The organism is Leptospira langatensis, from assembly GCF_004770615.1.
GTDB classification, from domain to species: domain Bacteria; phylum Spirochaetota; class Leptospiria; order Leptospirales; family Leptospiraceae; genus Leptospira_B; species Leptospira_B langatensis.
Genome location: NZ_RQER01000010.1, coordinates 203,824 through 230,621 on the forward strand (window position 1 = coordinate 203,824; position 26,798 = coordinate 230,621).

Sequence of the window (26,798 nt, forward strand, 5' to 3'; positions counted from 1 at the left end):
TTTGCCTAGGTTCGGGACAACTAGTCGATAGAGAAAGAGAGAGTGGTCCGATCCGGTTTTTACGTTTACGGGAACCGGAGCCGAGCCATCCTGCCTTCATCTCCCTATGTTCTATTTCATCTACGAACAATTTTTTCAAGACCTAGATTCCTTACGAATTTTCAGCTATGTTACTGTCCGCGCTTTTATGGCGGGGTTGACCTCTATGTTCCTTACCTTCTGGTTTGGGGGAAGGGTCATCGATTTCCTACACGGCTTGAAGTTCAGAGAGAGCGTAAGGGACGACGGGCCCAAATCCCATAGTGCCAAGTCGGGTACTCCTACCATGGGAGGACTGATGATCGTGGGAGCCTTGGCGCTTTCTGTCTTTCTTTGGGGAAATCTCAGGAACCTGAACATTCTTCTTCTGTTAGCCTGTGCTCTTTCTTTCGCGTTCTTAGGTTTCACCGACGATTACATGAAGTCCGTCAAGAAGATCAAAGGAGGAATGAGAGCAAGGACCAAGTTCTTGGCCTCCGTGATCCTTGCTACGCTCTTCTGTGGATTGTTCCTATTCTATACCGGAGAAGCGCCTAAGGGTTCTTCCGGAAAGATACTTTTTCATCTTACGGATCTATTCTTGCCCTTCGTAAAGGGACCCGTCCTGTCCTTGGGATTATTCGCGATCCCATTTTCAATTTTAGTAATATTAGGATCTTCTCATGGAGTCAATCTCACCGATGGTCTGGATGGCTTGGCGGGAGGAACTGCCGGGATAGTGGTCGCTACTCTGGCTTTGATCGCTTATGTTTCCGGCACTCCTGTTGCGGCAAACTATTTGAATATCCCTTATCTTCCTCATGCTCACGAATACAGTGTGTTCTTGGCCGCTTTGACCGGGGCATTGATCGGTTTTCTTTGGTTCAATAGCCATCCTGCTCAGATCTTCATGGGAGACACGGGCTCTCTTTTCTTAGGCGCAACCATCGGCTTGACCTGCGTTATGCTCAAGAAGGAGATCCTTCTCGTGATCTTGGGCGGTATCTTTGTTGCGGAATCCCTTTCCGTAATCTTGCAAGTGGGTTCTTTTAAGCTGACGCAAAAGAGGATCTTCCGAATGGCTCCTCTTCATCATCATTTCGAGTTGGCTGGGGTTCCGGAGACGAAAGTGGTGATCCGATTCTGGATTGCGGCAATCATTCTTGCCATCATCTCCTTATCCAGCTTGAAAATACAATGAGAGACATCGAGAGAAAGTTCAAAGAATTTTGGGAATCTCCCGATTCTCCTTTCGATCTTTTTCTCATCTGCTCCGTTTTCTTCCTTCTACTTTTCGGGATCTGTGTCATGTATTCCAGTTCCTCTATCACCGCATGGAGAGACTTTCAGGATTCGGAATACTTTCTGAAAAAGCAGGTTGCTTGGGCGGTCGTAGGGCTTGTAGTATTCCTATTCTTCGCAAATTTTCCGTACCAAAGATTGGAAAGATTCGCTCTCGCGGGAATGGTCATAAGCGTTATTCTGCTCGTACTCGTTTTTATTCCAGGCATTGGTAGATCGGTAGGAACCTATTATGGAAGGAATTTCCATAGATGGATCGGGATCGGTCCGTACCAATTGCAGCCTTCGGAGATCGCGAAACTTGCAGTAGTCGTTTATCTTTCTTCCTTGATCGTAAAATTGAAACTGAAGGAAAATCGGGATCCGAAGAAATTCATTCTTCCTGCGGTACTGCTTCTCGCGGTCTTGGTCTTGATCCTCGCTGAACCTGCATTCGGTACCACGATGGAGATCCTATTCGTGGTGATCGCATTCGTATTCCTATTCGGATTCCCGATCCGAAATCTTTTGCTTGTAGGACTCGTGTCCCTTCCTCTTGCCTATGTTCTTGTAAGCCAGGTCGGATATCGTAGAAAAAGAATGGAAGTCTGGTTGGATCCGTATCGGTTCCGTTACGATGAGGGGCACCAATTAGTGACTTCTTTCCGTGCCTTCTTGGATGGAGGTTGGTTCGGGAATAAGCTCGCCAGCGGATATGCGCATAGGTATCTAACGTATAGTCATACGGATTTTGTTCTGGCTACTTATGTGGAAGACTTTGGATTTATAGGGTTCTTGTTTTTCTTCTTCTTGGTTTTGACCCTTTTGACGAGGACCTATGTTCTGTTGAAACGAGTCCAGGATCCGTTCGGTTTTTATTTAGGAGCCGGGCTATTGTTCATTTTAGGAACTCAATTCATTATCAACAGTTATGTGGTAACCGGTCTATTGCCCATTACGGGCATCAGCTTGCCATTTATGAGCTACGGAGGATCTTCCCTTCTGGTGGTCTTGGCCTCTTTCGGAATTCTTGTCAATATAACGAGACGTGAAAACATAGGCTTATGAGATCCGTTTTAATCGCAGCAGGTGGAACCGGCGGGCATATATCCCCAGGGGTCGCTCTTGCGGAAAGCCTCGTGGAAAACAAAGAGGCTTTCGGAATCCAAAAGGTCTTTCTTCATTCACTGATCCGTAATAAAGATAATCCTGATCTAAAACAAGCTCCCTGCGAAGTTCTTTGGCATAATACTCCTTCTCTTTCCGGAAATTTCCTTTTATTACCTTTTCGATATATATTCCAACTCTTTCGGTCTTGGCTTCTCTTCCGAAAATTAGAAGTGGATGCGGTCATCGGAATGGGAGGATATTCCAGTGTGCCTGCCATTCTATATGCGGTCTTCTTTGGGAAGAAACTCTATCTTTGCGAGCAGAATTGTATTCCTGGAAAAGTGAATCGTATCTTCTTTAGATTTGCGGATAAGGTAGCTTTCAGTTTTCCTCCTAAGGATACCAAACTTTCCTGCCAATGGGAGATCTTGGGTAATCCTCTTAGATCCAAGACGGTTCCTAAGCTTGCACTTAAATTCAGCGAGAAATGGGATCCGAAAAAGAAAAAGCAATTTAACGTTTTAGTAATGGGCGGCTCTCAAGGCGCAAGGCAGATCAATAATATAGTCGTAAGCCTGATGAAGCACGAGGTTATCCAAGAGAGATTCCGGTTCAGGATGCTCACTGGTACTGCGTTATACGACGAGGTTTCTAAAAAGACCAAGTCGGCGGACCTGATCTCTTATTCGGATAATATGTCTGAGCATTATGAATGGGCCAATTTAGTAGTGGCTCGTTCCGGCTCCGGAGTCCTCTCCGAATGTGCGGCGTATGCTCTTCCTATGGTGCTGATCCCTTATCCGTTTGCAAAGGACGACCACCAGACTGCGAACGCAAAATATATGGAAGCAAACGGTGCCGCCGCTCTTCTTGAACAGAGAGACGAGGACGAAAGCAAATTGTATCAAATACTGGATAGATTCGCCGAAAATCCGGAACTATTGAACCAAATGTCTATTAGATCTTTAGAATGCTCGCATGTGGAAGCTTCGCTGGAAACGGCCAGATTCTTTTTCGAGAGCAAAGATTGATGTCCGAAGCTTCTTTAGAAAAAGCATTAGGATTTACTAAACCTTTTTTTCTGGGCATAGGCGGGTCGGGAATGTCCAGTCTCGCGCATATACTCTCCGACGCAGGCCTTTCTGTGACAGGATACGACGGAAAGAAGAGCCCGGTTACGGAAGCATTGGAAAAGAAAGGAGTCCGGATCTTTTCTTCCTTGGCGGAGATACCGGACGAAGATTACGACGCAGCTATCTATTCCTCCGCAATCCGTTTGGATTCCCATCCGATCGCTTCCCATTTTAAGAAGAAGGGGATACGATTCTACCATCGTTCGGAAGTACTTCATTCCTGTTTTCGACATTTGACTTGCATCGCAGTCGCAGGATCTCATGGAAAGACCACTACCACAGCAATGACCGCTCATATTCTTAACGATCTAGGGTATTCACCTTCTCTCATGGTGGGAGGAGATGTGGCCTTCTTGGGAGGGATCGGAGGAAGATTCTCTACGGGAAAATTCGGAGTGTTCGAATCGGATGAATCCGACGGCACCTTTCTAAATCATAAATCAGAGTTCCGGATCCTTACGAATATAGACGAGGATCATCTGGATTTCTATAAGACAAGAGAGAAGCTTCTGGCAGCTTTCGCGGAATTCATTTCTTCTACTCCTGAACAAATAGTATTAGATTTGGATAATGTAGGTATACAGGATTGCCTGGTCCAGATCCAAGATCACACTCGTATTCTTGGATTTGTACAAGTACAAGAGAAAGACTGGGACACTATGCAGATCGCGAAAGATCGCAAATATTCGGACCTGGCTAAGTTAGTATATTATAAAATAGAAAATAAACATCTCGTATTCCGGATGGATGGAGAGGAATTTACCCTGACATCCCGGTTCCCTGGCAAGCATTATCTTACGAATTCTTTGGCTGCGGTACTTGCCGCTTTTTCGGTGGGGGTTCCTATCGCTTCGGCCGCCAGATCGGTTTCCGATTATGCCGGAGTAAAACGAAGGCTGGAGTATATCGGGACTAAGAACGGGGTCCAGATCTATGACGATTACGGTCATCATCCTACGGAAGTGAAGGCGGTCCTTTCTTCCGTAAAAGAGCTTTCCCAGGGTTCCGGAAAGGCGGTGATCTTATTTCAGCCGCATCGATTTACTCGGACCCAGAATTTGTACAAGGATTTTGCGGAGAGTTTGGATCTGGGAGAAACCGTTCTACTTCTTCCGATCTATTCTGCCGGAGAGGATCCGATCTCGGGAGTTTCTTCGGAATTGATCGCAAACGAAATGAAGAAGAAGCCGAAATTGTTGTCCGGAAATTTGAGATCGGATCTATATTTGCTGAATGAGATCCTTTCTCCCGGAGATGTGTTTGTGAGTTTGGGTGCGGGGAATGTGAGAGAATGGGGACTTGGGTTTTTGAATTCCTGAACCCTGTTCAGAAATAAATTTCTTAATTCTATTGCCAATCCTTTTGAAAGAAGGATCTCGCTTTCAAAAAGTATTGGACGAAAGCGCAAAATGGGTCAAATTGACCGACAGATCCTTTCGATCATCCGATGAAGTTAGTTATCAATATCCCATGCTATAACGAAGAAAAGACTCTTCCGTTAGTACTCTCCGAAATTCCTAAAAAGATCCCAGGCATTAAGTCCATAGAAGTGCAGATCGTAGATGACGGTTCATCCGATAGGACATCCGAAATCGCTTTGGAATACGGATGCAAAGTCATCACCCACAAAAGAAATTTAGGCCTCGGACGAGCATTTAAGTCCGGAGTAGAGGCAGCTCTTTCTAGGGGAGCAGATATTTTCGTAAATACAGATGCGGACAATCAGTATCCTTCTTCTTATATCCCAGAGTTGATCCGAGAAGTGATGGAAGGCAAATCGGATATAGTCATCGGGAATCGAGTTCCTTGGAAGGTGGAATATTTTTCTCCTTTGAAGAAGGTGCTGCAATGGTTCGGGAATTTTGTGGTTCGCAATCTGATCGGCACGGATGTGCCGGATACAGTCTCAGGGTTTAGGGCGTATTCGAAAGAAAGTCTTTTGCGCTTAAACATTACCACCAAATTCTCTTATGTTTTGGATACGATCGTGCAAGCAGTGAAGATGGATCTTGCAGTTTCTTCTATTCCGATCCATACGAATCCGCCTACGAGAAAATCTAGATTGTTCAAGAATATCTTTCAACATATGTGGAAGTCGGGAACTTCTCTCATTCGTTTGTTAATTATTCACAGGCCTTTTCATTTCTTTGGGCTTTTGGCTACTCTTTCCTTTTTGCCGGCTTTTGCGATCGCCGCTCGGTTTTTATTCTTCTATTATATGGGAGAGGGGCAGGGACATGTGCAATCCTTGCTGTTCGCAGTCGTACTTGTTATACTTTCCGGATTGTTTATCATCTCCGGAATTCTAGCGTTCCTTACCGGAATGAACCGAAAGTTCTTGGAAGAAACACTGTATCTACAGAGAAAAAGAGAATATCTGAAGAAGAGCAATTAAAAGGAGATCGATTCGATGGGGTCTATCCGTAATTTTTTCGTTTCTTATTCTTATTGGATCATTCCTCTTTTATTTTTGGCCCATGTTGCGTCTTCCGTGCCTCTCGATAAAGGCTTTAATTCCGATTCGGGGTTGAAGTTATTACAGACGAGAGGGATCCTATCCGGCGGCGCCCGCAAACAAGAAGTATATTATCCCGGGCAAGATGTTGATCCGGATTACTCTTTCAATCTATTTAAGGATTTCTTAATAAAGAGTTCGGATGGTCGGATTTTTGGTCAGTATTCTTGGTTATTCGCCTGTATTTCCGCCCCTATCTTGGCACTTTTAGGGACTTCCGCCTTGGTCCCGTTTTGCATCTTGCTTTACTTGCTCTCCATATTTGCGTTTGAGCGGATCTATAAACCGAGTAAATTTACCGTATTCTTTGCATTGCTATGTACTCCTATTTTGCTTTATTCTTTGGAATACAGCGAAAATACGTTATTCCTGCTTTTTAGCGCTTTAGGTGTTTCCATCTACTTTCGAAATCCAGAACTGGATCTAAATTATTCGGAGATCTTTCTTTCCGGCTTTCTGATCGGACTACCTGTCTGGCTTCGTTTAGAACCGTTGATCTTCATCCCTATGTTCGGACTTTCCATTCTGCTTGTGAGAAGCAGGGAGCTTCTTTCTCCTTCTTTTTGGAAGGAGAATATAGTCTTGGCTTTAGGGATCTCCTTGGCTGTAGGTTCGTTCTTGCTTTATAATTCCATAATGTATCATAATTTCCTCGGGCCTAGGTTTGCCGTTAGCGGAAAGAATGTTTGGGACTTGGGGAACAAGCTCAAGCAGATGTTCGTTCTTTTCTTTTTCGGATACTGGAAACTGGGATATTTCGGCTATATGCCGTTACTTCTCTGGGTATTTATCTCTCAGCTCGGAAGATTTAATGCACTTAGCTTAAGGACCAAGTTATTAGTAACCTTGAACCTCATCTATATACCGTCCATTAGCTTTCTTGTGGGTACGGAGGCCTTCGTAAACTGGGGACCGAGATATTTGGCTCTGGCTCTCTTTCCTTCCTTGATGGTTTTGGACGATTGGTATTTGAGATCCTTTTCATCAGGTTTCTCTAAATTAAGATTATCTGTTCTAATCTTACTCACTTCCGTTTCCATATGGGCCACTTATAAGGGATTCCAGATGATCCGTGCATCCTATAAGCAGATCGGAGCCATCTCGAAAGAACTTTCCGATCTAAAGCCGGATTACTTGATCACTGGGAGTCAGTTGATCTCAGGACATTTCGGAAAATTGGTCATGGATAAGCCCTGCTTTTTGATCTCTTCCGATGGTGACGCAAAGGTTTTGGCGGATCGTATCTTTGCCAAGGAAAAGGGCAAAACGATCCTGTTCATAGTTTCCAAGCACGAAATGAAGGATGTAGAAGAAAAGCTGGAAAGCGGAGGATCCGATTCTCTCTTTTCCCTTTTGAAGAAGGCGACTCCTCACGTATTGGCCTATAGGAATCTTTCTGCCGAAGAAAACCAAAAGATCGTTCGGATCTTGAAAGATAGATCTGCAACCTCTGAAGAGAAAGAAGCCAGGGATTATTTCGCGTACCTATTTAGAACTTAGTTTTTTTTCCATGTTCTAAGTCCGTCAGGATCCCAATAGTTCCGAGAATTTTCGGACCAGTTCCTTGGGAGAATAGATCTCTCTAGTCGCCTTTGCGGAAGATTCGATCCATTTCTTCTTATCCGATTCGGATTGTTTTAGTATTTCTTCGATTTTCAGAGCCCATGCTTGGGATTGGTTCGGAGGAGCCTGGTAGCCGGTAACCCCGTCATGGACCGCATCGGAAAGCCCTTCCAAGTCGCTAGCAAGTAATCTGCATCCAACAGAAGAGGCTTCGATGGCAACTAGCCCGAAGCCCTCCTTGTCCTTTCCTCCAGGGATCTCTATGTTCGGCATCACCACTAGAGAACTTGTGCGTATATAATTCACGATCTGATCGCTCGGAACCGCACCCAGATAGACGGTTCTGGGTTGTGCGAACAATTCCTTTGCATATTCAGGATCCATAATATTTCCGGAGACGAAGAATAGAACATCTTGTTTTATGGAAGGAAGGACTTCTTTCGCGAACCAAAGAGATCCTTTTCTGGGGATCAAACGCCCGAAATAGAAGATCGGATATTTGCAGTCTTTGTATTTTTCAGGCGTGATGAATTCCTTAGGGACTTGAGAAGTAAAACCTTGGCTTGGAAGCGTTGGGACTACGATCGTAGTATTTTTGAATCCCTTCTCCACTGCGATCATCTGTGTGGATTTGGAGATAGCCACGATCTTAGAGAATACATTCTGGATGAGAGAGATGAAGCCGATGACGAATCCATAGATAAAGGGCAGAAATCCGGGACGATTTGCGTATACCAGATCCAATCCGTAGAACACCGAAATTCGCTTTGCTCTAGGATTCACCAAGGCGTGAGCGAGAGCCGCCGGAAAGATCAAAGTATCAGTAAAGACTGCCTTGGAAAATTTCCTGCCTCGAAACAGACAATACGCAGTTATCTTCAGGACGAATAGGCCTAGGGAAATCAGTGAAGGCGGTCTCCCGTTTTGCTTGCCCGGCAAGGCGAGCACAGTTATATCATATTTTTCTAATAGTCCAGAATAGAGTTCATAGGAATATGTTTCCATTCCTCCGACTGCGGGAGGCCATTTTCTGGATACGAATAATAAGTTTGGCTTGGACAATGGATTTCTACTAAGATTGGATTTGGAGCGATATTAGAAGTAATACTGAGAGAACCGGGGATTCCATCAAGATTTTAATCGAAAGCTCTCCCCGGATTCTCTCCCACATAATTCCAATGCCCCATCTTTCTATCCTGTCTCGGATCAGCTTTTCCATAGAGATGCAGAGTATATCTAGGATCGGACAGATATTTTGTCCAAGTAGGAGAGCCAGGCAGATAATCCTGTCCCAGTATATTCTTCATGGAGGAGGGCTTAGATTGGATCTTGTCCGGAAAAGGAAGGCCGGTTAATGTTCTCAATTGCAATTCGAATTGGGAAATATCGGCGGAGTCTTGGCTGAAATGACCAGAGTTATGAGGTCTAGGAGCGAATTCGTTTAAGACCACCTTCTCCCCTTTGATAAAGAATTCCAATCCGAAGACGCCTACATAATTGATCCCTTCCGCAAGTGTTTCCGCAGAACGTACCATTTCTTGGATCAACTTACTAGAGAAATTTCCGGGATGAACGCTAAGATCCAAAATATGGTTCTTATGAATATTCTCGGACGGAGAAAAATGGAGCATTCTTCCGTCTTGGTTCCTTGCTAAGATCACGGAAGCTTCTTTATCGAACTCGAACCATTCTTCTAGAATAAGATCCAAAGGCTCTTGACCAAGAGAGCCCACCCAGGCTCTGAACTCTTCTCTAGTCTTGAACTTTGTTTGCCCTTTGCCATCGTAACCGAAGGAAGAAGTCTTTAGCACAGCAGGGAACTTACACTTCTCCGCAGCATGGCTTGCTTCTGATTTGTCCGTGATCGGAAAGAAGGGTACAGTCGGAAGTCCAAGCGCAGCAAATTGATTCTTCTCTCGGATCCTATGTTGTGCGATCCGAATACAATCCGGGCTGGGAAAAACAGGAAGGTTATTTTCTTGGGAATACTTCGAAATAAAATGCAATTCCGCTCCGGGAACATTCTCGAATTCGAATGTAAGAGCCTGAATAGATTCCAAAAAACTGAATAAGGTGCTCTCGTCCTCATAAGGAGCGACGATCTCGTGGGCACCTGCAAGAGCAGCCGGACTATTTCTTTCGGGGGAATATACCGAAACCTTATAGCCCATACGAATGGCTTCTTGCGCGAACATTCTTCCGAGTTGCCCGGAGCCCATGACTCCCAGGCGGGAAGGCGGAAGTAGGACTTTCTTCATATGAGATCTTTGTTTTTGGACAAGGCTTCTTCTCTAATATCGTTTCTGTATTTTTCTAATTTTCGAGAAAGAGCTTCGTCGTTTAAGGAAAGAATTCTGGCCGCAAGTAATCCTGCATTTTTTGCGCCTGCAGTTCCGATGGCAAGAGTTCCCACTGGAACTCCTCCAGGCATTTGCACGATGGAGAGTAAGCTGTCCAATCCGGACAAGGCCTTGCTTTGTACCGGAACACCTAATACGGGTAACGTGGTTAAGGAAGCCACCATTCCTGGAAGATGTGCTGCGCCACCTGCACCTGCGATGATGACTTCGAAGCCTTTGGATCTTGCGGACTTGGCGAAGTCCACCATGAGTTCCGGGGATCTATGAGCGGAGACGATCTCTCTATGGCATTCGATCCCGAATTCTTTTAGGATGGTCACTGCTTCCTTCATGGTTTCCCAATCGGAACTGCTGCCCATAATCACGGCCACTTTGGTCTGCACGCTATCAAATTCCATTGAACCTGATCCGAGGGCAAGTCCGAAACGAAAAGCTCATTCAAGAATTTAGGGCTTCTACCGCTCTTTCTAATTTCATTCCTCTGGATGCCTTCGCTAGAAGAAAGGAACCTGCTGGTACTTCTTTGCGGATCGTTTCCACCAAGAGTTTTAATCCTTCTTCGTCTCCGGGAAAGGAGAAGGAAGGTAGATCCTGTTTGGCTTTCTTGCGAAAGGATTTGAGCGCATAGCCGGATTCTTTTCCGAACAAGAAGATCCCTTTGCAATTGGATAAGGAGGCTGCGAATTCTCCCACTTCTGTATGGAATCTTTGGGAATAATTCCCCACTTCTTTCATATCTCCCAGGACAGCATAGAATCCTTCTTCTCCGCTGATCTGAGAACATGCCTCTAAGGAAGAAAGCATGGATTCCCTGTTTGCATTGTACGTATCGTTTAGGATCTTATAGGTGCCGATCTGAAGATCCAATCTCTTGTCGGAGGATCTGAAATTTTGGATGCCTTCTTGGATCCAGTTTGTAGGAGTTCCTAATTCCTCTAAGGCGGCCACGCAGAGGGCCAAGTTCTCCAGGAGTTTGATCCCCGGTAGATTCCAATCCAAGGTCTTATCTAAGAAAGAGATTTTGAACCCGTTCCGATTCGTCTCCAGGATATCAATCCTTCTTTTTAAAGGAACAGACTTGAACTTGATCCCAAAGCGTAAGCTTCTTCGCTTTAGAAAATTCTTATATTCTCCTGTTTCCGGATAGAATAGGATCCCGGGCTTGGACATCCCTTCTAAGATCTCCGCCTTAGCTTTGGCTATTCCTTTTCGGGAGCCTAGCATTTCTATATGTGCGGTCCCTATCGTAGTGATGATCGCATAATTCGGTTTGGCCATCCGGGCAAGTCTTGCGATCTCGCCTTTATGGTTCATTCCCATCTCACATACAACGTATCTAGTCTTGGGACCTATACCGAATAGAGTGAATGGGACTCCTATCTCATTATTATAATTCTTTTCTGTTACTAGAAGGGCTTCTCCTAAAGGAGAGAGACAGGAAGAAAGGATTTCCTTGGTGGTAGTTTTTCCGCTGGAGCCTGTGACCGCGATAACGATCGGATTGAATCTGGATCTGTGAAATTCTCCCAACTTGCCTAGAGCTAAAAGTGTGTCCTTTACTTGGATCGCCTTCTTCTTTTCGGATGCGGAAAGAGTGTCTAGGATGGGATGATCCTTTTCGCATAAAAAGTAACTGGCTCCTTTTTCCAATGCGTCCCGGATGAAATCATGTCCGTCCCGATTTCCTTTCAGAGGAACGAATAATGAATTTTGCTCCGCCATAGAAGAAGCAGTAGTGATGCTTTGGATCTGTGCTTCCGTTTGGAAAGAAAACTCGGAGGGACTTTGGAGAACTCTTCGGACAGTTTCCGGATCGTACTGGAAGGGAGCTTTCATCCAACCCAGGTTCTTCCTCCCTAAAATACTGGCAGTCTATTTTTAAAAATTCCTCTTGCAGACTTCTATGATTCGGATCTTGTATGCGAGATGCGGAAGTCTTCTGTGGTTTTGATCGGACTCGGCAGGATCGCTTCTTCCTTGGAAAAAGATCCGTATCGAAACAAGCCCTGCACTCATGCAGGTGTTCTTTTCTCGGAGTGGGGAAGGAAGAACTTTCAGTTCTTAGGAGGGATCGAGCCGCATTCGGAAAAGCGCGTCTCCTTCTCCAAACAATGGAAATTATCCTCAGATCTTTTGCATACAGATTGGGAAGATTGGAAGAAGTCCAAACAAGTCCCAGATCTTGCGGTCATCGCTAGCCCTTCCGAATCCCATTATAGAAATGCGTTGGACTGCATAGAGTTCGGTATCCGGAACCTTCTCGTGGAGAAGCCGGTTTGTGAGACCTTCCCCCAAGCGAAGGACTTGGAAAAGATCGCAAGGAAGAAGGGTGTCCGAATTTGGGTAAACCATGAGAGAAGGTACCATCCTAAGTATGCTTGGGCCAAGTCCGTTCTGGAATCCGGAAAGTACGGGGCGGTCCGTACGATCCGCGCTTCGGTTCTGACCTCTGCCTTGGCTCCCGGAAGAGCCTACCAGGGGAGGACAGGTCCTTTATTCCATGACGGAACACATGCCGTGGATCTGATCTATTGGTTTTTGGGAAAGCCGGACAGAGTGCGTTCTTCTCTCACTCGTCGCAAAGGAATTCCGGTGGAAGATCGAGCAGTCGCCTTCTTGGAATATAAGTCCGGGCCGATCGTTTTCTTGGAAGCAGGAGGCGCCCGCAATTACTTTCAATTCGAGATGGATATCATGACGGAGAAGGCTAGGATCCTTCTTTCCAACGACGGGATGAGGCTGTTCGAATCCCGTCCTTCTCGCAAATACAAGGGATTTAATAGTTTGACGGAAGTCTCATTTCCCGAAAAATCATTCCTCGGATCAAATCCGTTCGAGAACCTATATTCGTCGATCCGCAAGGTACTTACCGGAAAGTCCGAAAGAATCACGGGAGATATCGGCGAGAATTTGAATATCATGGAACTCTTACATCGGATCAAGACCAAGGCCGAGATCCAAACGGTTTCCGAGATTTAAAAAGGCATGTCCAAAAGTTCTCCCAGCACCGGCAACCAACTTCCCAAGTATTCCGCAAGAGGAAGATATTATCGAGGCAGCTTCTTTCTTTGGAAGAAGATATTCGGTCTATTCTGGTATTATAAATTTGTAAGATTCTTCCTTTCTTCCAAGACGAGAGAAGAAAGAGAGAACGAGTTCTTTCGCAATCTAGGGCTGGAATGCAGGGACTTCTTCCTGAAAATGGGAGGTGTCTATGTGAAGCTTGGACAGTATCTAGCAAGCCTCTCCCATTTATTTCCGGAAAGCTTCACGGATCCACTGCAAGACTTACAAGACAGAGTGCCCGCTCATCCGTTCGTAGAGATCAAGGAAAGATTTAAGAAGGAATTCGGAAAAGAGATCGCAGAAGTATTTCCGGATATTTCGGAAGAACCTTTGGCCTCTGCTTCTATCGCTCAGGTACATTCCGCCACATACAAGGGAGAGAAGGTGGCGGTCAAGATCCTCTATCCAGGAATAGAGGAGGTGATCTCCAAGGATCTGAAAGCGGTCCGTAAATTCCTAAAGAGGATCAATCGTTATCTAGTTAGTTTCGATTTTAAAGTGGTCCATAAGGAAATCGCGAAGTTAGTCGGAAGAGAGACGGATCTTCGTTTGGAAGCGGAGTCCATGGACAGAATGGCCCGATATTTCGCAGAAGAGCCCGACTATGTATTCCCCAAAACCTTTCCGGAATGGAGTGGTAAAAGTGTTTTAACCGCTCAGTTCATAGAAGGGATCCGTATCACTCAGGCCGCGGCTCTTAAGAAAGGCCAAGCTAAGTCCCGTCCTGTGGACCTTCTCATCCGCGCCTATATATTAATGGTTTTTGAATATAGATTCTATCATGCAGATCCTCATCCAGGAAATATGATCTATACTCCCGACGAGAAACTTTGCTTTATAGATTTCGGGGCGGTAGGGGAGATCCCTCCGAGCCAATCCGTGGCCTTGAGAAAGATCGTCCTCTGTGCCATGGCTAAGGACTATCCTGCGGTACTAGAGGCTTTGGACGAACTAGGACTTATCTCTAAGAAGGCGGATAAGGACAAGTTAGAGGAAGTGATCCGTTATTCCTTAGAGAAACTCTCTCGCTTTCTTTCCGATACGGAGTCTTTCAAGAATATCAAGTTCGAGCAGATCCATACGCCGGAGGATTTGAAATTCTTAAAAGAGATCAATTCTAGTCTTCGCGGTCTCTTGAGAATGGTGCAACTTCCTACTTCTCTGATCCCTTTGGAAAGAGTGTTGGGTTTGCTTGTGGGAATTACTGCAACTTTGGATCCGTATCGGACCGTTTTAGACTACGGAGAAAAGCCGTTTAAGGGTCTTGTCTTCCAAGGGGAGAACCAATGGCAGAAGGTCCTCCTACAAGAAGGAGGCATCTGGGGCCAGGCGGTTTCCCTTCCGGGGGAATTATTACAGGCTGTTAAAAACTTAAATCGAGGCAAACAGGCTTATAAGCTCCCCGATCTGGAGAATCATACCAAGAGAATGTATGCTCTGGGTCATCAGATCATTTCTACGTCATTCATATTGTTTGGGATACATTATGGAACGGATCGATTGGATAAAGGGATCGAACCTCATGCAATGATAGGATTCGGTGTTTCCATTTTCTTTGGAATCCTCCTTGCTCTATCTGTTATCAAAAATAAATTCAGCTCTAAAAGGAATCGTCAGTGAAATATTTCGAAAAGAAATTCTTAGAGGTATACTCGCCCGTATTTATCGTTAGCGTCATTATCGGAACGATCATCGATCTTGTTACAAAATACATCGCCATATTATATTTGAGACCTCATAGTCCTATCGAAGTTCTCGGGGACTTCTTTCGTTTAACCCTGACGTTCAACACAGGATTCGTAATGGGATTCTTCCAAGGCTTTCCAAGGACTTCCCTGGCACTGACTGCGGTTGCAATCCTAGTATTGATCGCCTATCGTTGGAAGAACCCGGATCTGGGACATCCTGCAGGCTGGGCCTTAGTTATGGCAGGGGCATTCGGGAATTTCATCGATAAGTTTTTTGTAAAATTGATCGGGATCGGAGCGGAGTTCGGGTTCGTTCAGAATCCGTATGCAGGTAGATTTATCGGTGTAGTAGACTTTCTGGACTTCGATTGGCCGAACTGGTTGTTCATAGAAAGATGGCCCGCATTCAACTTCGCGGATTCTTGCGTAAGTGTCGGCTTAGTCATACTCATTCTAACAATGAAACTCGAAGAGGATAAGAAGTAGCCTTGAATCTCCTCCAACTCCCCATCTGGAAAAAGATCATTAAGAAGAAAGGGACCTCCAATCCGGAGATCATCCGTTTCTTAAGAGAGACCTCCGTTTTTGGAAAACTAAAACGCAGGACCTTGCATGAGATCGCGAGACTTGTACATGTCAGACAATACTCCGAGGGAGAAGAGATCTTCCGACAAGGGGAAGCAGGTGCCGGATTTTATATGATCTTTGACGGAAAGGTCGTGATCCGTTCGGTTCGCGAAGGAGTGGAGTTGGACCTGGCACATCTTGACGAGAATTCTTTCTTCGGAGAGCTTTCTCTTTTCTCGGAGGAAAGAAGGACTGCTACGGCAATCGCTCAGGAACCTTCCACCTTATTGGGATTCTTTCAGCCGGATTTAAAGGAGATCATAGAGACCAAGCCTAAGATCGGGATAGAGATCCTTCTTAGTCTTACCGGTGTGGTTGTAGAAAGGCTCCAGAAAACGAACCAATTATTAGAAAAAGCTTATTATAAGGGCCGACAAAAGAATGCCTGAATCGAATAAGCCGCTATCCACATACGTTATCCGCATTATCTTCTTCTTTTTAGTAGGAGCGGCCATCGTATTCTTCTCGATCGGTTTGCAATTGCTGGTCGTGCCGATAGCTCTTTCCTTGATCCTATTCTATATTTTCAACGGGGCTATCAATTATTTCGAGACCCTCGGGATTCCAAGGATCCTTTCCGTTGCCGTTGTGATCCTTTTGCTCTGTCTTCCTATTTATTGGATCGCTACGGAAGTTGCTCCTCCTATCGTTTCCACCTTACAACCGATCATCAAGGATTGGAAGCAAAGCATAGACGATGCCAAGTTCAAATATCTGATCGTAGGTCTGCAGCTTAAGTTTAACGATTATCCGGCGAGTTGGGAAGAGACCATTCATCCGGAAGAATTGGTAAAGAGCGTGGCTGAAATGATCCACAGTCAGGTAAATGGCCTCGTCTCTGCGGTCCCTACCTTTCTCGGGTATTTGGTGGTCACTCCGCTTTTTACATTCTTATTCCTTTTGAACGGGAATGGTGTGTACAAGAATCTGGTGAGTCTCGTTCCGAATCGATACTTTGAGATGACCCTTATGGTGACCGCAAAGATCAACGAACAGATCACGAATTATCTCAGGAGTTTGGTGATCCAAAGTTTGATCATTACTGGGGTTTCTATGGTGGGCTTCTATGTGATCGGCTTAAAGTTCTTTTATATATTTGCTCTCTTTGTCGGGATCGCGAACTCCATTCCTTATTTGGGACCGATCATCGGAATGGTTCCGCCACTCTTCATGACATTGACCCAAGGCATCAATATTTTCACTCCGAATGGGATCAACGATGGAATGGGAATGTATGAGTTGATGATGGCAATCTTTGTGGTGATCCTGATCGCTCAGGCAGTGGACAACTTCTTCGTTCAGCCTGTGATCATTTCAGACGCGGTATCTCTGCATCCTGTAATCGTAGTAGGGGCAGTCACTGTCGGAGGAAGCCTACTCGGAATTGCAGGAATGCTAGTTGCGGTTCCTGCTGCTGCCATTCTTAAGGTTACGATTGCTTCACTTTATCGATCCATGAAGGACCATAGACTTTTATAATTCATATAAGAGTTAAGTGACTCACTATTTGAGTTTAGTAACAATCGTGAAAAACTAATTATGGGTCCAAATATAAGGTAGGCTAGAAGTAGATCTGGTACAACCTCCTTTAGAGCCCATTTCAGAATGAATTTTTAAAGGCGCAGATTCCCAGGGAACAACTGAGACAAAATACGGAGACCAACTTTTTTTCTGAGACGGATCCGTTTTTATACCCAAACAAAGATAAATGGTATTTCCCACTTTAGCATTGACCGTAAGAAATTTTACATCTCCAGAAAGATCGTGAAAATCAAAATGGCCGTTGGAAGTCAAAGGATACGGCTGCACTTCTAATTTATAAGTGCCTTGCGGGATCAAAAAATCATTAGAAAGATCCTCCGGCATTTTTTTCCCGTTGATCGATAGGATTTTCATTTCAAATCTTCTCACAAAAACCGTTTCGGACTGGGGAATTTTTTTATCGTAAAGTACGGAGTCTATGCGATTGAACCCGCAACTTTCAAAAATCAAGAATAGGCCGATCAGACTAGAAAATAAATAGTAAGTCATAAGTGCAAATTCCTGAATGGTTTATTCCGCTCCCACTCCTAAATACACCCTGACTTTCTCGGATTCGTATCTTTCTTTCGCGTTCATATCCGGGAATAGTTTAGAAAAAACGAATGCTACTATGAAAGAAAGGGTCATGGAAACGATGGCCGGATTCTTGAGAGGAAAGATCGCCTCCTTGAATTTAAACACATCTACCCAAACCGTAGGACTCAGGATGATGAATGCAGTGGCTGAGATGGATCCCACAAGAATGGACCAAACCCCTCCTGCAGTGCTGAATCCTCTCCACAGGATGGATAAGAATAAAGCCGGGAAGTTCCCACTAGCTGCGATCGCAAATGCCAGACCCACCATAAAGGCGACGTTTTGGTCCTTGAACAAGATCCCGAGTAGAATGCTGACTAGACTGAATACGATCGTAGCCTTTCTCGCAACGGAGACCTGTCTTTCTTCGCTCGCTCTTCCTTCTGTAAATACGTTGAAGTAAAGGTCGTGAGAGATCGTAGAGGCAGCAGCTAGTGTAAGTCCTGCGACCACTGCTAAGATCGTAGCGAATGCGACCGCAGCTATAAATCCTAGAAAAGGCGTTCCTCCTAGTAATTCCGCGAGAAGTGCGGCCGCCATATTCCCTCCCTTGTCGATGCCTGCGATCTGCTCCCTTCCGATAAGTACCGCGGCCGTAAAACCGACGATAGGGATGATGATATAGAAGTAGCCTATGAATGTAGTAGCATAGGCTACTGATTTCCTGGCTTCCTTTGCATCGGGAACAGTATAGAACCTCATCAGAATATGAGGTAAACCTAATAGACCAAACATCAGGGCAAGTCCCAGCGAAACCGCATCGACAGGATTAGCGAACAAGCCTCCTGGTTCTAGAGCGGTCCTCCCGAACTTACTCTCTACGGCTCCATAAAGATTTTCTAAACTAAATCCGAATACCGAGAGAGATAGGATCACGAGTATGGTGACTCCAAAAAGAAGAAGGCAGGCCTTTATGATCTGAACCCAGGTGGTTGCGATCATTCCCCCGAACAAAACATAAAGAAGCATGACCCCGCCCACGATCACGACTGCCAACTCATATGGAAGTCCGAACATCAGATTGATGAGCTTTCCGGAACCGACGATCTGAGCTATGGAATAGGTGATCGTAACCAAGATCCCTCCTATGGAAGCCACAATACGGATCGGTTTTTGCTTTAAACGAAATGCCAACACATCCGCAAATGTATACTTTCCCAGATTTCGAAGAGGCTCTGCGAGGAGGAACATAAGAGCTGGCCAGCCTACAAGCCAACCCACCGCATAAATGATCCCATCGTATCCTTTCAAGGCCACCATTCCTGAGATTCCCAAGAAAGAAGCGGCGGACATGAAGTCTCCGGAAAGAGCGAGTCCGTTCTGAAAACCTGTGATGGACCTTCCCGCTGCATAGAATTCACTGGAGCTCTTGGTTTTTTTAGCTGCCCAGTAAGTGATCCCCAAAGTGAGGAGCACGAATATCAGGAAGAAAGCGACTGAAATGAAATTCGGTTGTCCTAAGGAGGATTCCATTATCTTCCTCCCTCTAATTTGGATTTAAGTGCATCTACTTCTTTGTCGTAGACTCGGTTTGCCCAGAGCACATAAATAAAGGTCAAGGCCCAGGAGATAACGATCACTCCTGCTCCGGCGACCAATCCGAAGTTGGCGAACTGGCCGATCCTTTCGACGATCCATTCCTTTTTCAAAGCTATGATCAGTATGAAGCCGTAGTAATTGGCAAAGAGTAAAAATAATAAAAGAAAACTGACAATCCATCTGGCCCGAACTAGTTTTTTAAATTCGGGAGATTCGATCAATTCGTGGGCTTTGGATTTCATTCCTATTCTCCTCCAAGAATGCAATCCTGGAGAATAGGAAGTTAAAGCAATCGTTGCAAGGAAAAAAAGATCTTTCTTAGAATTCTAAAATAGACCGTTGATCCCGTTGATGTTGACGGTCTTAATGATCTCTTTTTCCTGCTCTGTCTCTGCCACTTTCCATGTGACACCGGTAGGAGTAGAAAGAAGGCTTCGACCAATCCTCTTTTTGCCGAATGGCGTTCCGTAACCGGAGGATCGAACAAGAAAGATCCCATATTTCAAGGAAAGATCCGCATAGTCTTTCAGATCTTGGGAATAGTTCGAACCGTTTTCGGAGACTGCATCCAAATGAAAGGCAAGATTGACCCGATCCGATTTGAGTCTGTCTAACCTTGCCTCGTCTTTGATCTCCTTTCCGGCAAATATACCGAAGCGAAATCCGCCTAGGATCAACGAATCTTCTCCGTTGCCTGGAACTGCGGGAGAATCTTCTGAAGAAAGTGATTTTACATCATACCAATCTACGAGCACAACGTTTTGCACAATCGGAACGGAAAGGCGCAGGTTTCCTTCTTCGTCCCTTCTGAACATGGCTCCACCTAAGATGGCGCCTTTGTAGACTTCCGAGACTGCGAAGATCTCATCCAAGAAGGACTTGGATCTAGAAGAGAGAGATTCTGGAGAACCGTTCCCCCCTCCCGGAAAATACAAGGGTAGAATTAAAAAATCGGATTTCTCTTTGGATAGTTTCGATCTTTGTTCCGGAGAGACGGGTTGGGAAAGATCCTTTTGGAAAAGGGTAATTTTTACAGAGGACACTCTTTACCTGCGAATGTGATTTAATCTGAAAGTATGGACGGGTCCACACCGAAATTATCGTCTGTTTCGCCTTCAGGATTCGGTTCCAGGATTTCTCCTTCCGGAACATTACTCTGCACTTTAATGCCGAATTCCTTCTCCATCTCTTCGGGAGAAAGTTCCGGCACTCCGCCGAATAGATCTCCGTTCTCGAGACGTTCTGCGAGGGCAAGAGCGAAACAATAAGATTCCATAATACATTGCTTGATCGGTTTCTTATTCAACCTCTTTTTGGCTTCTACAAGATCGAAAGTCATCAAAGTGTCCATATTCGTGACGATCTCTCTTTTGCCCTTCATATCTGCGATAAGTTTGGAAAGAAGCTCCGCGCCTTTCTGAAGGAAATCTTTTGCCGTCACTCTTACGTTACGCGACTGTTGGCTTCTTTTCGTCTCCAGGGCGGAGGTCTTTTTGGAAGCCTCTATATAATTTGCTCCCGGATTTTTAAGATGGCTTTCCAATTCCTTGTAATACTGGTCATAGATACGGAATTGCTCGTGGATCGCTCGAGTGGTCTCGTAGAGATCGATCATCTTTTCCCGATAATCCATTTTGGAACCGGCAACAATGGTCGGCTTCAGGTCGATCTTCTTGGTGGTCATCACGAAGGAGTATTCTTCGTCAAATTCCCTAAAGAATAGCCAGGTCAGAAGCGCCTTGTCACCGGAAGGGATGAGTTCATGCTCTCCCTTTGCGTCATGACGTTTTCTTAATTGATCCAAAGGAATGGATCTCATAAGTTTTAAGCCGTATTTCAGCTCCTTGCTTAAACCCTCTTCCGGATCGATCGGTTTTTCTTCCGGAGCTTCTTCCGTTTCTTCTTCGTCTACATGGGCTCCGCCGGAGATTTCGTCTAACTCTTCTCCCTGTTTTCTTTGGCCAAGCTTTTCTTCCGGAAGAATGCCCAAAACGGTTTCCATATAGGTGCTGAGAAGGGGAATATTCCTATCCTCGCTTCTGAGTATGGCAAGATAGAGCTTATCGAAAATGTTTCCGTAAAGAACGTCAAATTCCTGCATGGCACGTTTGCGTTTCGTATTATAAACGGAAGAAGGTTTGCCTTCCAGTTTTTCCAGAGCCTGGTAGCCTAAGCTAACCGCTTTCACATAGGATCCTTGGAAAGGATACATATAATAAAGTTTTTTGAATAGAGAATAGAGAGGTTGTCTCACTCTGCTGATGGAAACAGGCATATCGGGAGCAGCGTTATGCGTCTCTAGGAGCTGGTTCAATTCCACGTTATCGTAAATCTTGTGCATACGTCCCAGAAGTTCGATATAGAGAGGGTTTTGAGCGTCCAATTCCTTTGCGATCTTGGCAGCATAGGCAGGATTTCCTAAAAGGTCGTTCCCGACGAAGTTCATTTCCAGGATAGCTTTCTTTCCTGCGATATTCATCTCGGATAGAAAGCTAGGCAATAGGTCGCTGGAAGAAAAAGACGTTACTCTAGACACCCAACACTTGAAGCGGACCGCCATGCGGTTGAAGAAATTTCCCATTTCCGCTTCCATCGCTTTTCTGTCCAAGAGAGGATTCGGTTTTGGTGGAGCTTGTTTTACTGCAGGCCTTGCCGATTTTCCGGAAGAAGATTGTCTTGGATCCTTTCCGCCTGCCTGACTTCTCTGTCCTTGACGGATCTGAGGTTGCTCCCTCTGTTTGCGAATTGCTTCGTCCCTTTTTTTATCCTTATCGGAGACTACCTTGCCTCCTGCGGATTGGAACTTGTCGAACATCTCTCGACGGGCTTTGTCGTCTAGGTTATTGACCCCAATGCTCTTTTTGGTTTTATCGAATTCGGACATGGATTGGATACCTGGAAAACGGCTCTAATAGTATCCTGCCTTTCCGCCGAAATAAATCAACAAAGATACTTATTTCTTGACATACTCCCAAATCCTGGGCCTGTTATTTTCCCATGATTCTGAAAAGTCTCTCCCGAGAAAATCACCTCGTACTCTCGGTACAGGAAGATATCTTAATGGATAATTCCAGGGACTTTTACCTAGAATTTGAGGAAAGCATCAAGGGAGGTTATCCTTCGGTGGTGAGCTTCCATCTTGGCCTCGTAAAATTCATAGATTCGTCCGGGATCGGAATTATTATTAAAGTAAGAAATCAGATCAGGGACCATCGTGGCACAGTAAACATATTCGGCTTAAATAAGTCTTTGCATTCCGTTTTTAGGCTTTCCGGGCTGGATAGAATTGTAAATCTGTACACGATCGAAGAATTTCTGGAGAAATATCCCGACTTTAGGGAATTTCTGACCTCGGAATGAACCGGAAGCTCTTCGAAAAAGTTCCAACAAACAGAAGACTCTAACCGGCAGCCCTGTAATGAATTTTTCACTCCCAAGCAAGATCTCCGAATATTCGGGAAAAATACTCCACGTTTTCTTAATTCTTCTAACGTATGTTAGTTTTTCAGGATGTTCTCCTTATTATTTCCGAGATAAGGTCTTTCGTTCGGAGAGTATGGGGTTCTTTACGATCGATATTTCCGATCTTCCCGATTTCGAATCCATTACAAAAGTGAAATCTTTGGACCATCCTATAACGATCGATTCGGCTAGGATCAAGGATTATTTCGGGAATTTGAGATACTCCAGACGATCTACTATTGGATATTTTGCGGACTATGTTTTTTCGGATCATGAATTGGATCTCTTGGCTCGGGACCTTCCGTTTGCATTGAAGAGTCTTCCCAAGGACAAGTTGCTTTTGATCGTAAGTAAATACGATGATACTCAGTCTGTTATTTCTTTTGACGAGTTGACTAGCTGCATTCTCTGGGCCGCGGACGGAAGATTGAATATACTGTTCGGGCGCATCAAAAGGGAATTGGTGGATAAGGATGTGGGTCTGGACTTCAATCGTTGGACCAAAGTAGACCAGATCAAGCTTGCTCATACTTCTGACGGAACGGAGATTGCGGATGGAGAGACGGTAGACTTCGGAGCGGTGGACGGTATCCCGTTGCGCAGATGGGTCCTATTCGATCAAAAGAATCCTGGCAAATACAAGTTTCTCCCTCGCAAACAATACCAGCCTCTCAAACTTACAGACGAGAACGATCGTCCTTAAGATGCCTCGTTAAGGCCCGATTCCTATGTGAGGCCGGTTTGCCCGATTCCCTCTAAATGGAAAGTTGGTGGAACTTTATACGATCTTATAGTCGAAAGTCTAATAGAAACGAAGCACAGGGCTTTTTCGCTATTTTATTTTGTGATCGGACTATTCGATGAGATATAACGCATTAGACTTTAAGTACGACAATAACGTATTTTGGTGCTATTATTTTAGCACTTCATTTCCGAATGCATATAATAAATCTCTTAACTTAACCATCGGCGAAATTATTGGAGCGATTTATGGAATCGACTTGGATTCTAAAATGGATTGGATCAACAATTTTACCGGTTATCATGAAGGAGTTATCGAAGAACACGATGGGTATTTGGACGATCCTAATTTCGTTGAAATGCGAATTAAAAAATCGATAAACCTTAAGATCGAATTTCATCCAGGAGATACGTTGTATTTTATTAACAATTTTGAGATTGGTAGCACCGGTCCTCATTGGATGTTGTACGGCTTGACCTGGAACGAGCTTGTTGGATTGACCGAGGGTGCAATCGACGAGGGTATATTGTTTTGGCTACTATTGCCAATGGTTGGTCTTTCAAGTGAAGACGATTCTGCCGAAGTTAAGAAAGTCTTACAGGAAAAGATTAGGATGTTTCCTGCAATAGCATCAAATGCAGAAGTTTTTAATCTTATAGATACTATTATGATAGGTTTGCAAATTGAGAATGCGTTTTCGGAAATTGATGGGGTCGGCGTCGTCTGCAATCACGCAAATAGCTTTCGAAATTTAAGGAACGATAATAGATTAAATATAATTCAATTTAACAAACTATTATCCACCGCCGAAATATAGAAGTCGTATCCGGAAATTGCTTAGACCGCTTCCGCGCAGCGTTTGCAAAGACCGTTCTTCCTTTCTTCCGCAGGATGTCTCCAACAGCGAGGGCATTCTTCGTCTTTAGGTTTTACAACCCGAACAAAGAATTTCTCGTCGGAATATTCGGAGAGAAGTTCCCGATCCGATTTATCGAATCCTACTTGAGAAACAGTAAAGACTAACTCTAAAGAATCCAGTGAGAAGTCTTTCTTGAGCCCATTCTCCGACTTAGGAGAAAGCTCGACCGCCGCTTCTAAGGATTTTCCTAGTTTGCCGGCCTGTCTTGCAAGCTCCAGGCTCTTATGTACGGTTTCTCGCGCAGCGAGTGCTTCTTCGAATTTGGTTTCTAGATCCTTATTTCTATAAGTAGAAAGATCGGGGAATTCTTCCAAGAAGACGGATTCGTTTTTACCGTTCTCTTTCCAGACTTCTTCCGAAGTGAAGCTTAGGATAGGAGCGGAATAAATACAAAGCGTTTCCAGGATCTTCTGCAGGGCAGTGGAAGAAGATCTTCTTGTCTTGGAATCCCTGCGATCACAGTACATTCTGTCCCGGATCATTTCAAAATAATCCTGAGAAAGGGTTACAGTACAGAATAGTAGAAGTTTCTGATATACTTGGTGAAACTGATAGTTCTCATAATGAGTCTTTAATTCCTCGGCAAGATGCGCGAGCCTGGACAGATAGTATTTGTCCACTTCTTCCAATTCGGAAATAGCAACGTTCTGTTCGGGAGTATGGCCGGAAAGATTTCCTAAAAGATAACGGAATGTGTTCCTGATCTTGCGATAATTGTCCGCGATGATCTTCATTCCTTCTTTTCCTACACGAACATCGTCTCGGAAATCCTGGGAGCTTACCCAGAGTCTAAGGATATCCGCACCATACACATTGATGATATCAGTGGTCGGATCGATGCCGTTGCCTAGAGATTTGGACATGGCTCTTCCTTGCTCGTCCAAAACGTAGCCGTGGGTCAAAACAGCTTTATATGGAGGAAGGGAACGCAGAGCCATCGAGGGCCAGAGGCTGGATTGGAACCAACCCCTATGCTGATCGGAACCTTCTAAGTAAAGATCTGCAGGTGGCTCGGAAGCTCTTTCTTGTAAGACAGCAAAATTCGAAACGCCTGAGTCGAACCAAACATCCAAAATATCCCTTCCCTTTCTAAAAGAAGAAGATCCGCATTTGGAACAAGTAGTTTCCGGAGGAAGTAGGGACTCAGCAGGTTCGCTGTACCAGATCTCGATCCCTTTTTCTCTCACTAGATCGGTGAAGAACTTTACGGATTTTGCATCTAGATGGGTCTCGCTGCAGGACTCGCAAGAAAATGCGGGAATAGGAACTCCCCAGTTCCTTTGACGAGAAAGACACCAGTCCGGTCTAGTCTCCACCATGGAACGGATCCTGGAAATCCCCCAGTTCGGGATCCAGCTTACCTTGTCGATTGCCTCTAGGGACTTCTCTCTTAGACCCTGGTAATCAATTTGAAAAAACCATTGCGGGGTCGCACGGAAGATAAGAGGCTTCTTGCTTCTCCAGCTATGAGGATAGCTATGTTCGAATTCAGAATGGTGGACTAAGAGATCTTTCTCTTTTAGTAGCTCGATGATCTTCGGATTTGCGTCCCAGACCTTGATCCCTTTCATCATAGGGAATTCGTCGGTATATCTACCATAATCGTCCACAGGAGAATATGGTTCTAGTCCTGCAGCGAGTCCTACCTTATAGTCGTCCTGTCCATGGCCGGGTGCAGTATGGACCGAGCCAGTTCCTGCGTCCAGGGTCACATGCTCCCCGAATAGAGGAATAGAATCCCGATCCAAGAATGGATGACGGAAAACCAGTTTGGAGATGTCGCTTGTAGAAACGGATTCCGCCTTGGTCAATTGGATCCCTGCCGCTTTTTCTACTGCCTCTTTCAATCCGTCTGCGATCAGTAAAAGATCTCCGTTAGACGCCTTGTAATAGGAATATGAGAATTTAGGATTAAAGCTGATCGCCAAATTCGCAGGAAGAGTCCAAGGAGTGGTCGTCCAGATCAGACAGTATTTGCCTTCCTGTCCTTTGACCGGGAATTTCACATAGATGGAAGGGGATTTATGGGGATAATATTCTATCTCTGCTTCTGCGTGAGCGGTCGCGAGTTCGATACACCAGTAAACCGGTTTCTTTCCTCTGTATACATAACCTTTTTCGAATAGACTTCCGAAGACTTCTACGATCTTGGCCTCGAAATCCGGGCTCATAGTCTTGTAGATCCTTCCTTCTTCCCAGAAGCAAAGGAAGCGGGAAAGGTCTCCGCTCTGTTTTTGTACGTATTGCTCCGCGTATTCTCTGCAAAGTTTTCTTAATTCTTCAGGGCCGGTTTCTCTGGCCTTCTTTCCCAAATTCTTGAGAACTTGTACTTCGATAGGAAGACCGTGGCAGTCCCAGCCTGGGATCATATCCGTATAATATCCGGCGAAGAATTTAGATTTCACCACAAGATCCTTTAGGATCTTGTTGAGTGCGTGGCCTGTATGAAAATTACCGTTGGCATAAGGAGGCCCGTCATGAAGAAGAAATTCAGGACGACCTTTTCTCTTCTCCTTCATCTTGCGAAGGATCTTTTCCGAATGCCAAGTCTTGATCTGTTCCGGTTCTCTGGTGGAGAGGCCGGCCTTCATCGGAAAATCGGTTTGAGGGAGGATGACTGTATTCGAGTACGGGTTCTTCTTATCTTCTTCTTTCAT

The 26,798-nt window shown here is 45.0% G+C and carries 24 protein-coding genes; 14 read left to right on the forward strand and 10 right to left on the reverse strand.

Annotated elements, in window-relative coordinates; translation table 11 throughout:
- Positions 1–106 precede the first annotated feature (106 nt).
- The 6 genes from mraY (at position 107) to EHO57_RS15265 (ending at position 7,557) form a co-directional block, all read left to right on the forward strand.
- Positions 107–1,219, forward strand: coding sequence for a phospho-N-acetylmuramoyl-pentapeptide-transferase (gene mraY, locus EHO57_RS15240; RefSeq protein WP_135645876.1), 1,113 nt, complete (start codon positions 107–109; stop codon positions 1,217–1,219).
- Positions 1,216–2,367 carry a peptidoglycan glycosyltransferase FtsW gene (locus EHO57_RS15245; RefSeq protein ID WP_135645875.1) on the forward strand — a complete coding sequence of 384 codons (1,152 nt, stop codon included), beginning with the start codon at positions 1,216–1,218 and terminating at the stop codon, positions 2,365–2,367. Before mraY ends, EHO57_RS15245 begins: the two co-directional genes overlap by 4 nt.
- Positions 2,364–3,440 (forward strand): UDP-N-acetylglucosamine--N-acetylmuramyl-(pentapeptide) pyrophosphoryl-undecaprenol N-acetylglucosamine transferase, encoded by a 1,077-nt coding sequence (locus tag EHO57_RS15250; protein ID WP_135645874.1) that lies wholly within the window; start codon positions 2,364–2,366, stop codon positions 3,438–3,440. The genes EHO57_RS15245 and EHO57_RS15250 overlap by 4 nt, the downstream gene beginning before the upstream one ends.
- The gene (gene murC / locus EHO57_RS15255) at positions 3,440–4,861 is read left to right on the forward strand and encodes a UDP-N-acetylmuramate--L-alanine ligase (RefSeq protein ID WP_135645873.1); all 1,422 of its coding nucleotides are present in this window, start codon (positions 3,440–3,442) and stop codon (positions 4,859–4,861) included. The genes EHO57_RS15250 and murC overlap by 1 nt, the downstream gene beginning before the upstream one ends.
- 128 nt (positions 4,862–4,989) lie before the next feature.
- Positions 4,990–5,937 carry a glycosyltransferase family 2 protein gene (locus EHO57_RS15260; RefSeq protein WP_135698425.1) on the forward strand — a complete coding sequence of 316 codons (948 nt, stop codon included), beginning with the start codon at positions 4,990–4,992 and terminating at the stop codon, positions 5,935–5,937.
- 15 nt (positions 5,938–5,952) lie between these two features.
- Positions 5,953–7,557 (forward strand): LA_3751/LA_3752 family putative glycosyltransferase, encoded by a 1,605-nt coding sequence (locus EHO57_RS15265; protein WP_135645871.1) that lies wholly within the window; start codon positions 5,953–5,955, stop codon positions 7,555–7,557.
- A gap of 24 nt (positions 7,558–7,581) precedes the next feature.
- On the opposite strand, the gene EHO57_RS15270 is transcribed toward EHO57_RS15265, so the two are convergent.
- From EHO57_RS15270 to EHO57_RS15285, 4 genes are all read right to left on the reverse strand, one after another.
- On the reverse strand, positions 7,582–8,682 hold the full coding sequence (locus EHO57_RS15270; protein WP_135645870.1) for a glycosyltransferase family 4 protein: 1,101 nt from the start codon (positions 8,680–8,682) through the stop codon (positions 7,582–7,584).
- A 74-nt stretch (positions 8,683–8,756) separates the two neighbouring features.
- Positions 8,757–9,878 (reverse strand): 5-(carboxyamino)imidazole ribonucleotide synthase, encoded by a 1,122-nt coding sequence (locus EHO57_RS15275; protein WP_135645869.1) that lies wholly within the window; start codon positions 9,876–9,878, stop codon positions 8,757–8,759.
- The gene (gene purE, locus EHO57_RS15280; RefSeq protein WP_135646067.1) at positions 9,875–10,363 is read right to left on the reverse strand and encodes a 5-(carboxyamino)imidazole ribonucleotide mutase; all 489 of its coding nucleotides are present in this window, start codon (positions 10,361–10,363) and stop codon (positions 9,875–9,877) included. Before purE ends, EHO57_RS15275 begins: the two co-directional genes overlap by 4 nt.
- Before the next feature lie 55 nt (positions 10,364–10,418).
- On the reverse strand, positions 10,419–11,816 hold the full coding sequence (locus EHO57_RS15285) for a UDP-N-acetylmuramoyl-tripeptide--D-alanyl-D-alanine ligase (protein ID WP_135645868.1): 1,398 nt from the start codon (positions 11,814–11,816) through the stop codon (positions 10,419–10,421).
- 90 nt (positions 11,817–11,906) lie between these two features.
- On the opposite strand from EHO57_RS15285, the gene EHO57_RS15290 reads away from it, so the two are divergent.
- From EHO57_RS15290 to EHO57_RS15310, 5 genes are read left to right on the forward strand one after another with little or no spacing between them, the layout of a single operon-like run.
- Positions 11,907–12,959 carry a Gfo/Idh/MocA family protein gene (locus EHO57_RS15290; protein WP_135645867.1) on the forward strand — a complete coding sequence of 351 codons (1,053 nt, stop codon included), beginning with the start codon at positions 11,907–11,909 and terminating at the stop codon, positions 12,957–12,959.
- A gap of 6 nt (positions 12,960–12,965) precedes the next feature.
- Positions 12,966–14,666 (forward strand): ABC1 kinase family protein, encoded by a 1,701-nt coding sequence (locus EHO57_RS15295; protein ID WP_135645866.1) that lies wholly within the window; start codon positions 12,966–12,968, stop codon positions 14,664–14,666.
- Positions 14,663–15,220: a lipoprotein signal peptidase gene (locus EHO57_RS15300; protein ID WP_135645865.1), complete on the forward strand. Its 558-nt coding sequence runs from the start codon at positions 14,663–14,665 to the stop codon at positions 15,218–15,220. Before EHO57_RS15295 ends, EHO57_RS15300 begins: the two co-directional genes overlap by 4 nt.
- A gap of 2 nt (positions 15,221–15,222) precedes the next feature.
- Positions 15,223–15,750: a cyclic nucleotide-binding domain-containing protein gene (locus EHO57_RS15305; RefSeq protein WP_135645864.1), complete on the forward strand. Its 528-nt coding sequence runs from the start codon at positions 15,223–15,225 to the stop codon at positions 15,748–15,750.
- Complete coding sequence (locus EHO57_RS15310) at positions 15,743–16,840, forward strand: AI-2E family transporter (RefSeq protein WP_135645863.1); 1,098 nt, start codon at positions 15,743–15,745, stop codon at positions 16,838–16,840. Before EHO57_RS15305 ends, EHO57_RS15310 begins: the two co-directional genes overlap by 8 nt.
- A 54-nt stretch (positions 16,841–16,894) precedes the next feature.
- Here EHO57_RS15310 and EHO57_RS15315 read toward each other — a convergent pair whose 3' ends face one another.
- From EHO57_RS15315 to EHO57_RS15335, 5 genes are all read right to left on the reverse strand, one after another.
- Positions 16,895–17,257, reverse strand: a complete 363-nt coding sequence (locus tag EHO57_RS15315) for a hypothetical protein (RefSeq protein WP_135645862.1) — start codon at positions 17,255–17,257, stop codon at positions 16,895–16,897.
- A gap of 156 nt (positions 17,258–17,413) precedes the next feature.
- Positions 17,414–18,952 (reverse strand): sodium:solute symporter family transporter, encoded by a 1,539-nt coding sequence (locus EHO57_RS15320; protein ID WP_135645861.1) that lies wholly within the window; start codon positions 18,950–18,952, stop codon positions 17,414–17,416.
- Positions 18,952–19,260 (reverse strand): DUF485 domain-containing protein, encoded by a 309-nt coding sequence (locus EHO57_RS15325; RefSeq protein ID WP_135645860.1) that lies wholly within the window; start codon positions 19,258–19,260, stop codon positions 18,952–18,954. The genes EHO57_RS15320 and EHO57_RS15325 overlap by 1 nt, the downstream gene beginning before the upstream one ends.
- Before the next feature lie 84 nt (positions 19,261–19,344).
- Entirely contained in the window at positions 19,345–20,061 is a 717-nt protein-coding gene (locus tag EHO57_RS15330) for an amidohydrolase (protein WP_135645859.1), read from the reverse strand.
- A gap of 20 nt (positions 20,062–20,081) precedes the next feature.
- A complete protein-coding gene (locus tag EHO57_RS15335; protein ID WP_135645858.1) occupies positions 20,082–21,902 on the reverse strand; it encodes a hypothetical protein in 1,821 nt (606 codons plus the stop codon).
- A gap of 113 nt (positions 21,903–22,015) precedes the next feature.
- Here EHO57_RS15335 and EHO57_RS15340 point away from each other — a divergent pair, with 113 nt between their 5' ends.
- The 3 genes from EHO57_RS15340 (at position 22,016) to EHO57_RS15350 (ending at position 24,039) form a co-directional block, all read left to right on the forward strand.
- Positions 22,016–22,378, forward strand: a complete 363-nt coding sequence (locus EHO57_RS15340; protein WP_135645857.1) for an STAS domain-containing protein — start codon at positions 22,016–22,018, stop codon at positions 22,376–22,378.
- A gap of 58 nt (positions 22,379–22,436) precedes the next feature.
- Positions 22,437–23,183 carry an LA_1326/LA_4305 family lipoprotein gene (locus tag EHO57_RS15345; RefSeq protein WP_135645856.1) on the forward strand — a complete coding sequence of 249 codons (747 nt, stop codon included), beginning with the start codon at positions 22,437–22,439 and terminating at the stop codon, positions 23,181–23,183.
- Positions 23,184–23,340: 157 nt separating this feature from the next.
- The gene (locus EHO57_RS15350) at positions 23,341–24,039 is read left to right on the forward strand and encodes an Imm19 family immunity protein (RefSeq protein WP_135645855.1); all 699 of its coding nucleotides are present in this window, start codon (positions 23,341–23,343) and stop codon (positions 24,037–24,039) included.
- A 20-nt stretch (positions 24,040–24,059) separates the two neighbouring features.
- On the opposite strand, the gene ileS is transcribed toward EHO57_RS15350, so the two are convergent.
- Complete coding sequence (gene ileS / locus EHO57_RS15355) at positions 24,060–26,798, reverse strand: isoleucine--tRNA ligase (RefSeq protein WP_135645854.1); 2,739 nt, start codon at positions 26,796–26,798, stop codon at positions 24,060–24,062.

What these genes read in the sequence shown, in the direction of transcription:
- EHO57_RS15295 (WP_135645866.1), top strand. Translation starts at nt 12,966, where the DNA reads ATGTCCAAAAGTTCTCCCAGCACCGGCAACCAACTTCCCAAGTATTCC.
- EHO57_RS15335 (WP_135645858.1), bottom strand. Translation starts at nt 21,902, where the DNA reads ATGTCCGAATTCGATAAAACCAAAAAGAGCATTGGGGTCAATAACCTA.
- EHO57_RS15290 (WP_135645867.1), top strand. Translation starts at nt 11,907, where the DNA reads ATGCGGAAGTCTTCTGTGGTTTTGATCGGACTCGGCAGGATCGCTTCT.
- EHO57_RS15285 (WP_135645868.1), bottom strand. Translation starts at nt 11,816, where the DNA reads ATGAAAGCTCCCTTCCAGTACGATCCGGAAACTGTCCGAAGAGTTCTC.
- ileS (WP_135645854.1), bottom strand. Translation starts at nt 26,798, where the DNA reads ATGAAAGAAGAAGATAAGAAGAACCCGTACTCGAATACAGTCATCCTC.
- EHO57_RS15340 (WP_135645857.1), top strand. Translation starts at nt 22,016, where the DNA reads ATGATTCTGAAAAGTCTCTCCCGAGAAAATCACCTCGTACTCTCGGTA.
- EHO57_RS15250 (WP_135645874.1), top strand. Translation starts at nt 2,364, where the DNA reads ATGAGATCCGTTTTAATCGCAGCAGGTGGAACCGGCGGGCATATATCC.
- EHO57_RS15345 (WP_135645856.1), top strand. Translation starts at nt 22,437, where the DNA reads ATGAATTTTTCACTCCCAAGCAAGATCTCCGAATATTCGGGAAAAATA.
- mraY (WP_135645876.1), top strand. Translation starts at nt 107, where the DNA reads ATGTTCTATTTCATCTACGAACAATTTTTTCAAGACCTAGATTCCTTA.
- EHO57_RS15325 (WP_135645860.1), bottom strand. Translation starts at nt 19,260, where the DNA reads ATGAAATCCAAAGCCCACGAATTGATCGAATCTCCCGAATTTAAAAAA.
- EHO57_RS15315 (WP_135645862.1), bottom strand. Translation starts at nt 17,257, where the DNA reads ATGAAAATCCTATCGATCAACGGGAAAAAAATGCCGGAGGATCTTTCT.
- murC (WP_135645873.1), top strand. Translation starts at nt 3,440, where the DNA reads ATGTCCGAAGCTTCTTTAGAAAAAGCATTAGGATTTACTAAACCTTTT.
- EHO57_RS15260 (WP_135698425.1), top strand. Translation starts at nt 4,990, where the DNA reads ATGAAGTTAGTTATCAATATCCCATGCTATAACGAAGAAAAGACTCTT.
- EHO57_RS15245 (WP_135645875.1), top strand. Translation starts at nt 1,216, where the DNA reads ATGAGAGACATCGAGAGAAAGTTCAAAGAATTTTGGGAATCTCCCGAT.
- EHO57_RS15350 (WP_135645855.1), top strand. Translation starts at nt 23,341, where the DNA reads ATGAGATATAACGCATTAGACTTTAAGTACGACAATAACGTATTTTGG.
- EHO57_RS15265 (WP_135645871.1), top strand. Translation starts at nt 5,953, where the DNA reads ATGGGGTCTATCCGTAATTTTTTCGTTTCTTATTCTTATTGGATCATT.
- EHO57_RS15275 (WP_135645869.1), bottom strand. Translation starts at nt 9,878, where the DNA reads ATGAAGAAAGTCCTACTTCCGCCTTCCCGCCTGGGAGTCATGGGCTCC.
- EHO57_RS15310 (WP_135645863.1), top strand. Translation starts at nt 15,743, where the DNA reads ATGCCTGAATCGAATAAGCCGCTATCCACATACGTTATCCGCATTATC.
- EHO57_RS15320 (WP_135645861.1), bottom strand. Translation starts at nt 18,952, where the DNA reads ATGGAATCCTCCTTAGGACAACCGAATTTCATTTCAGTCGCTTTCTTC.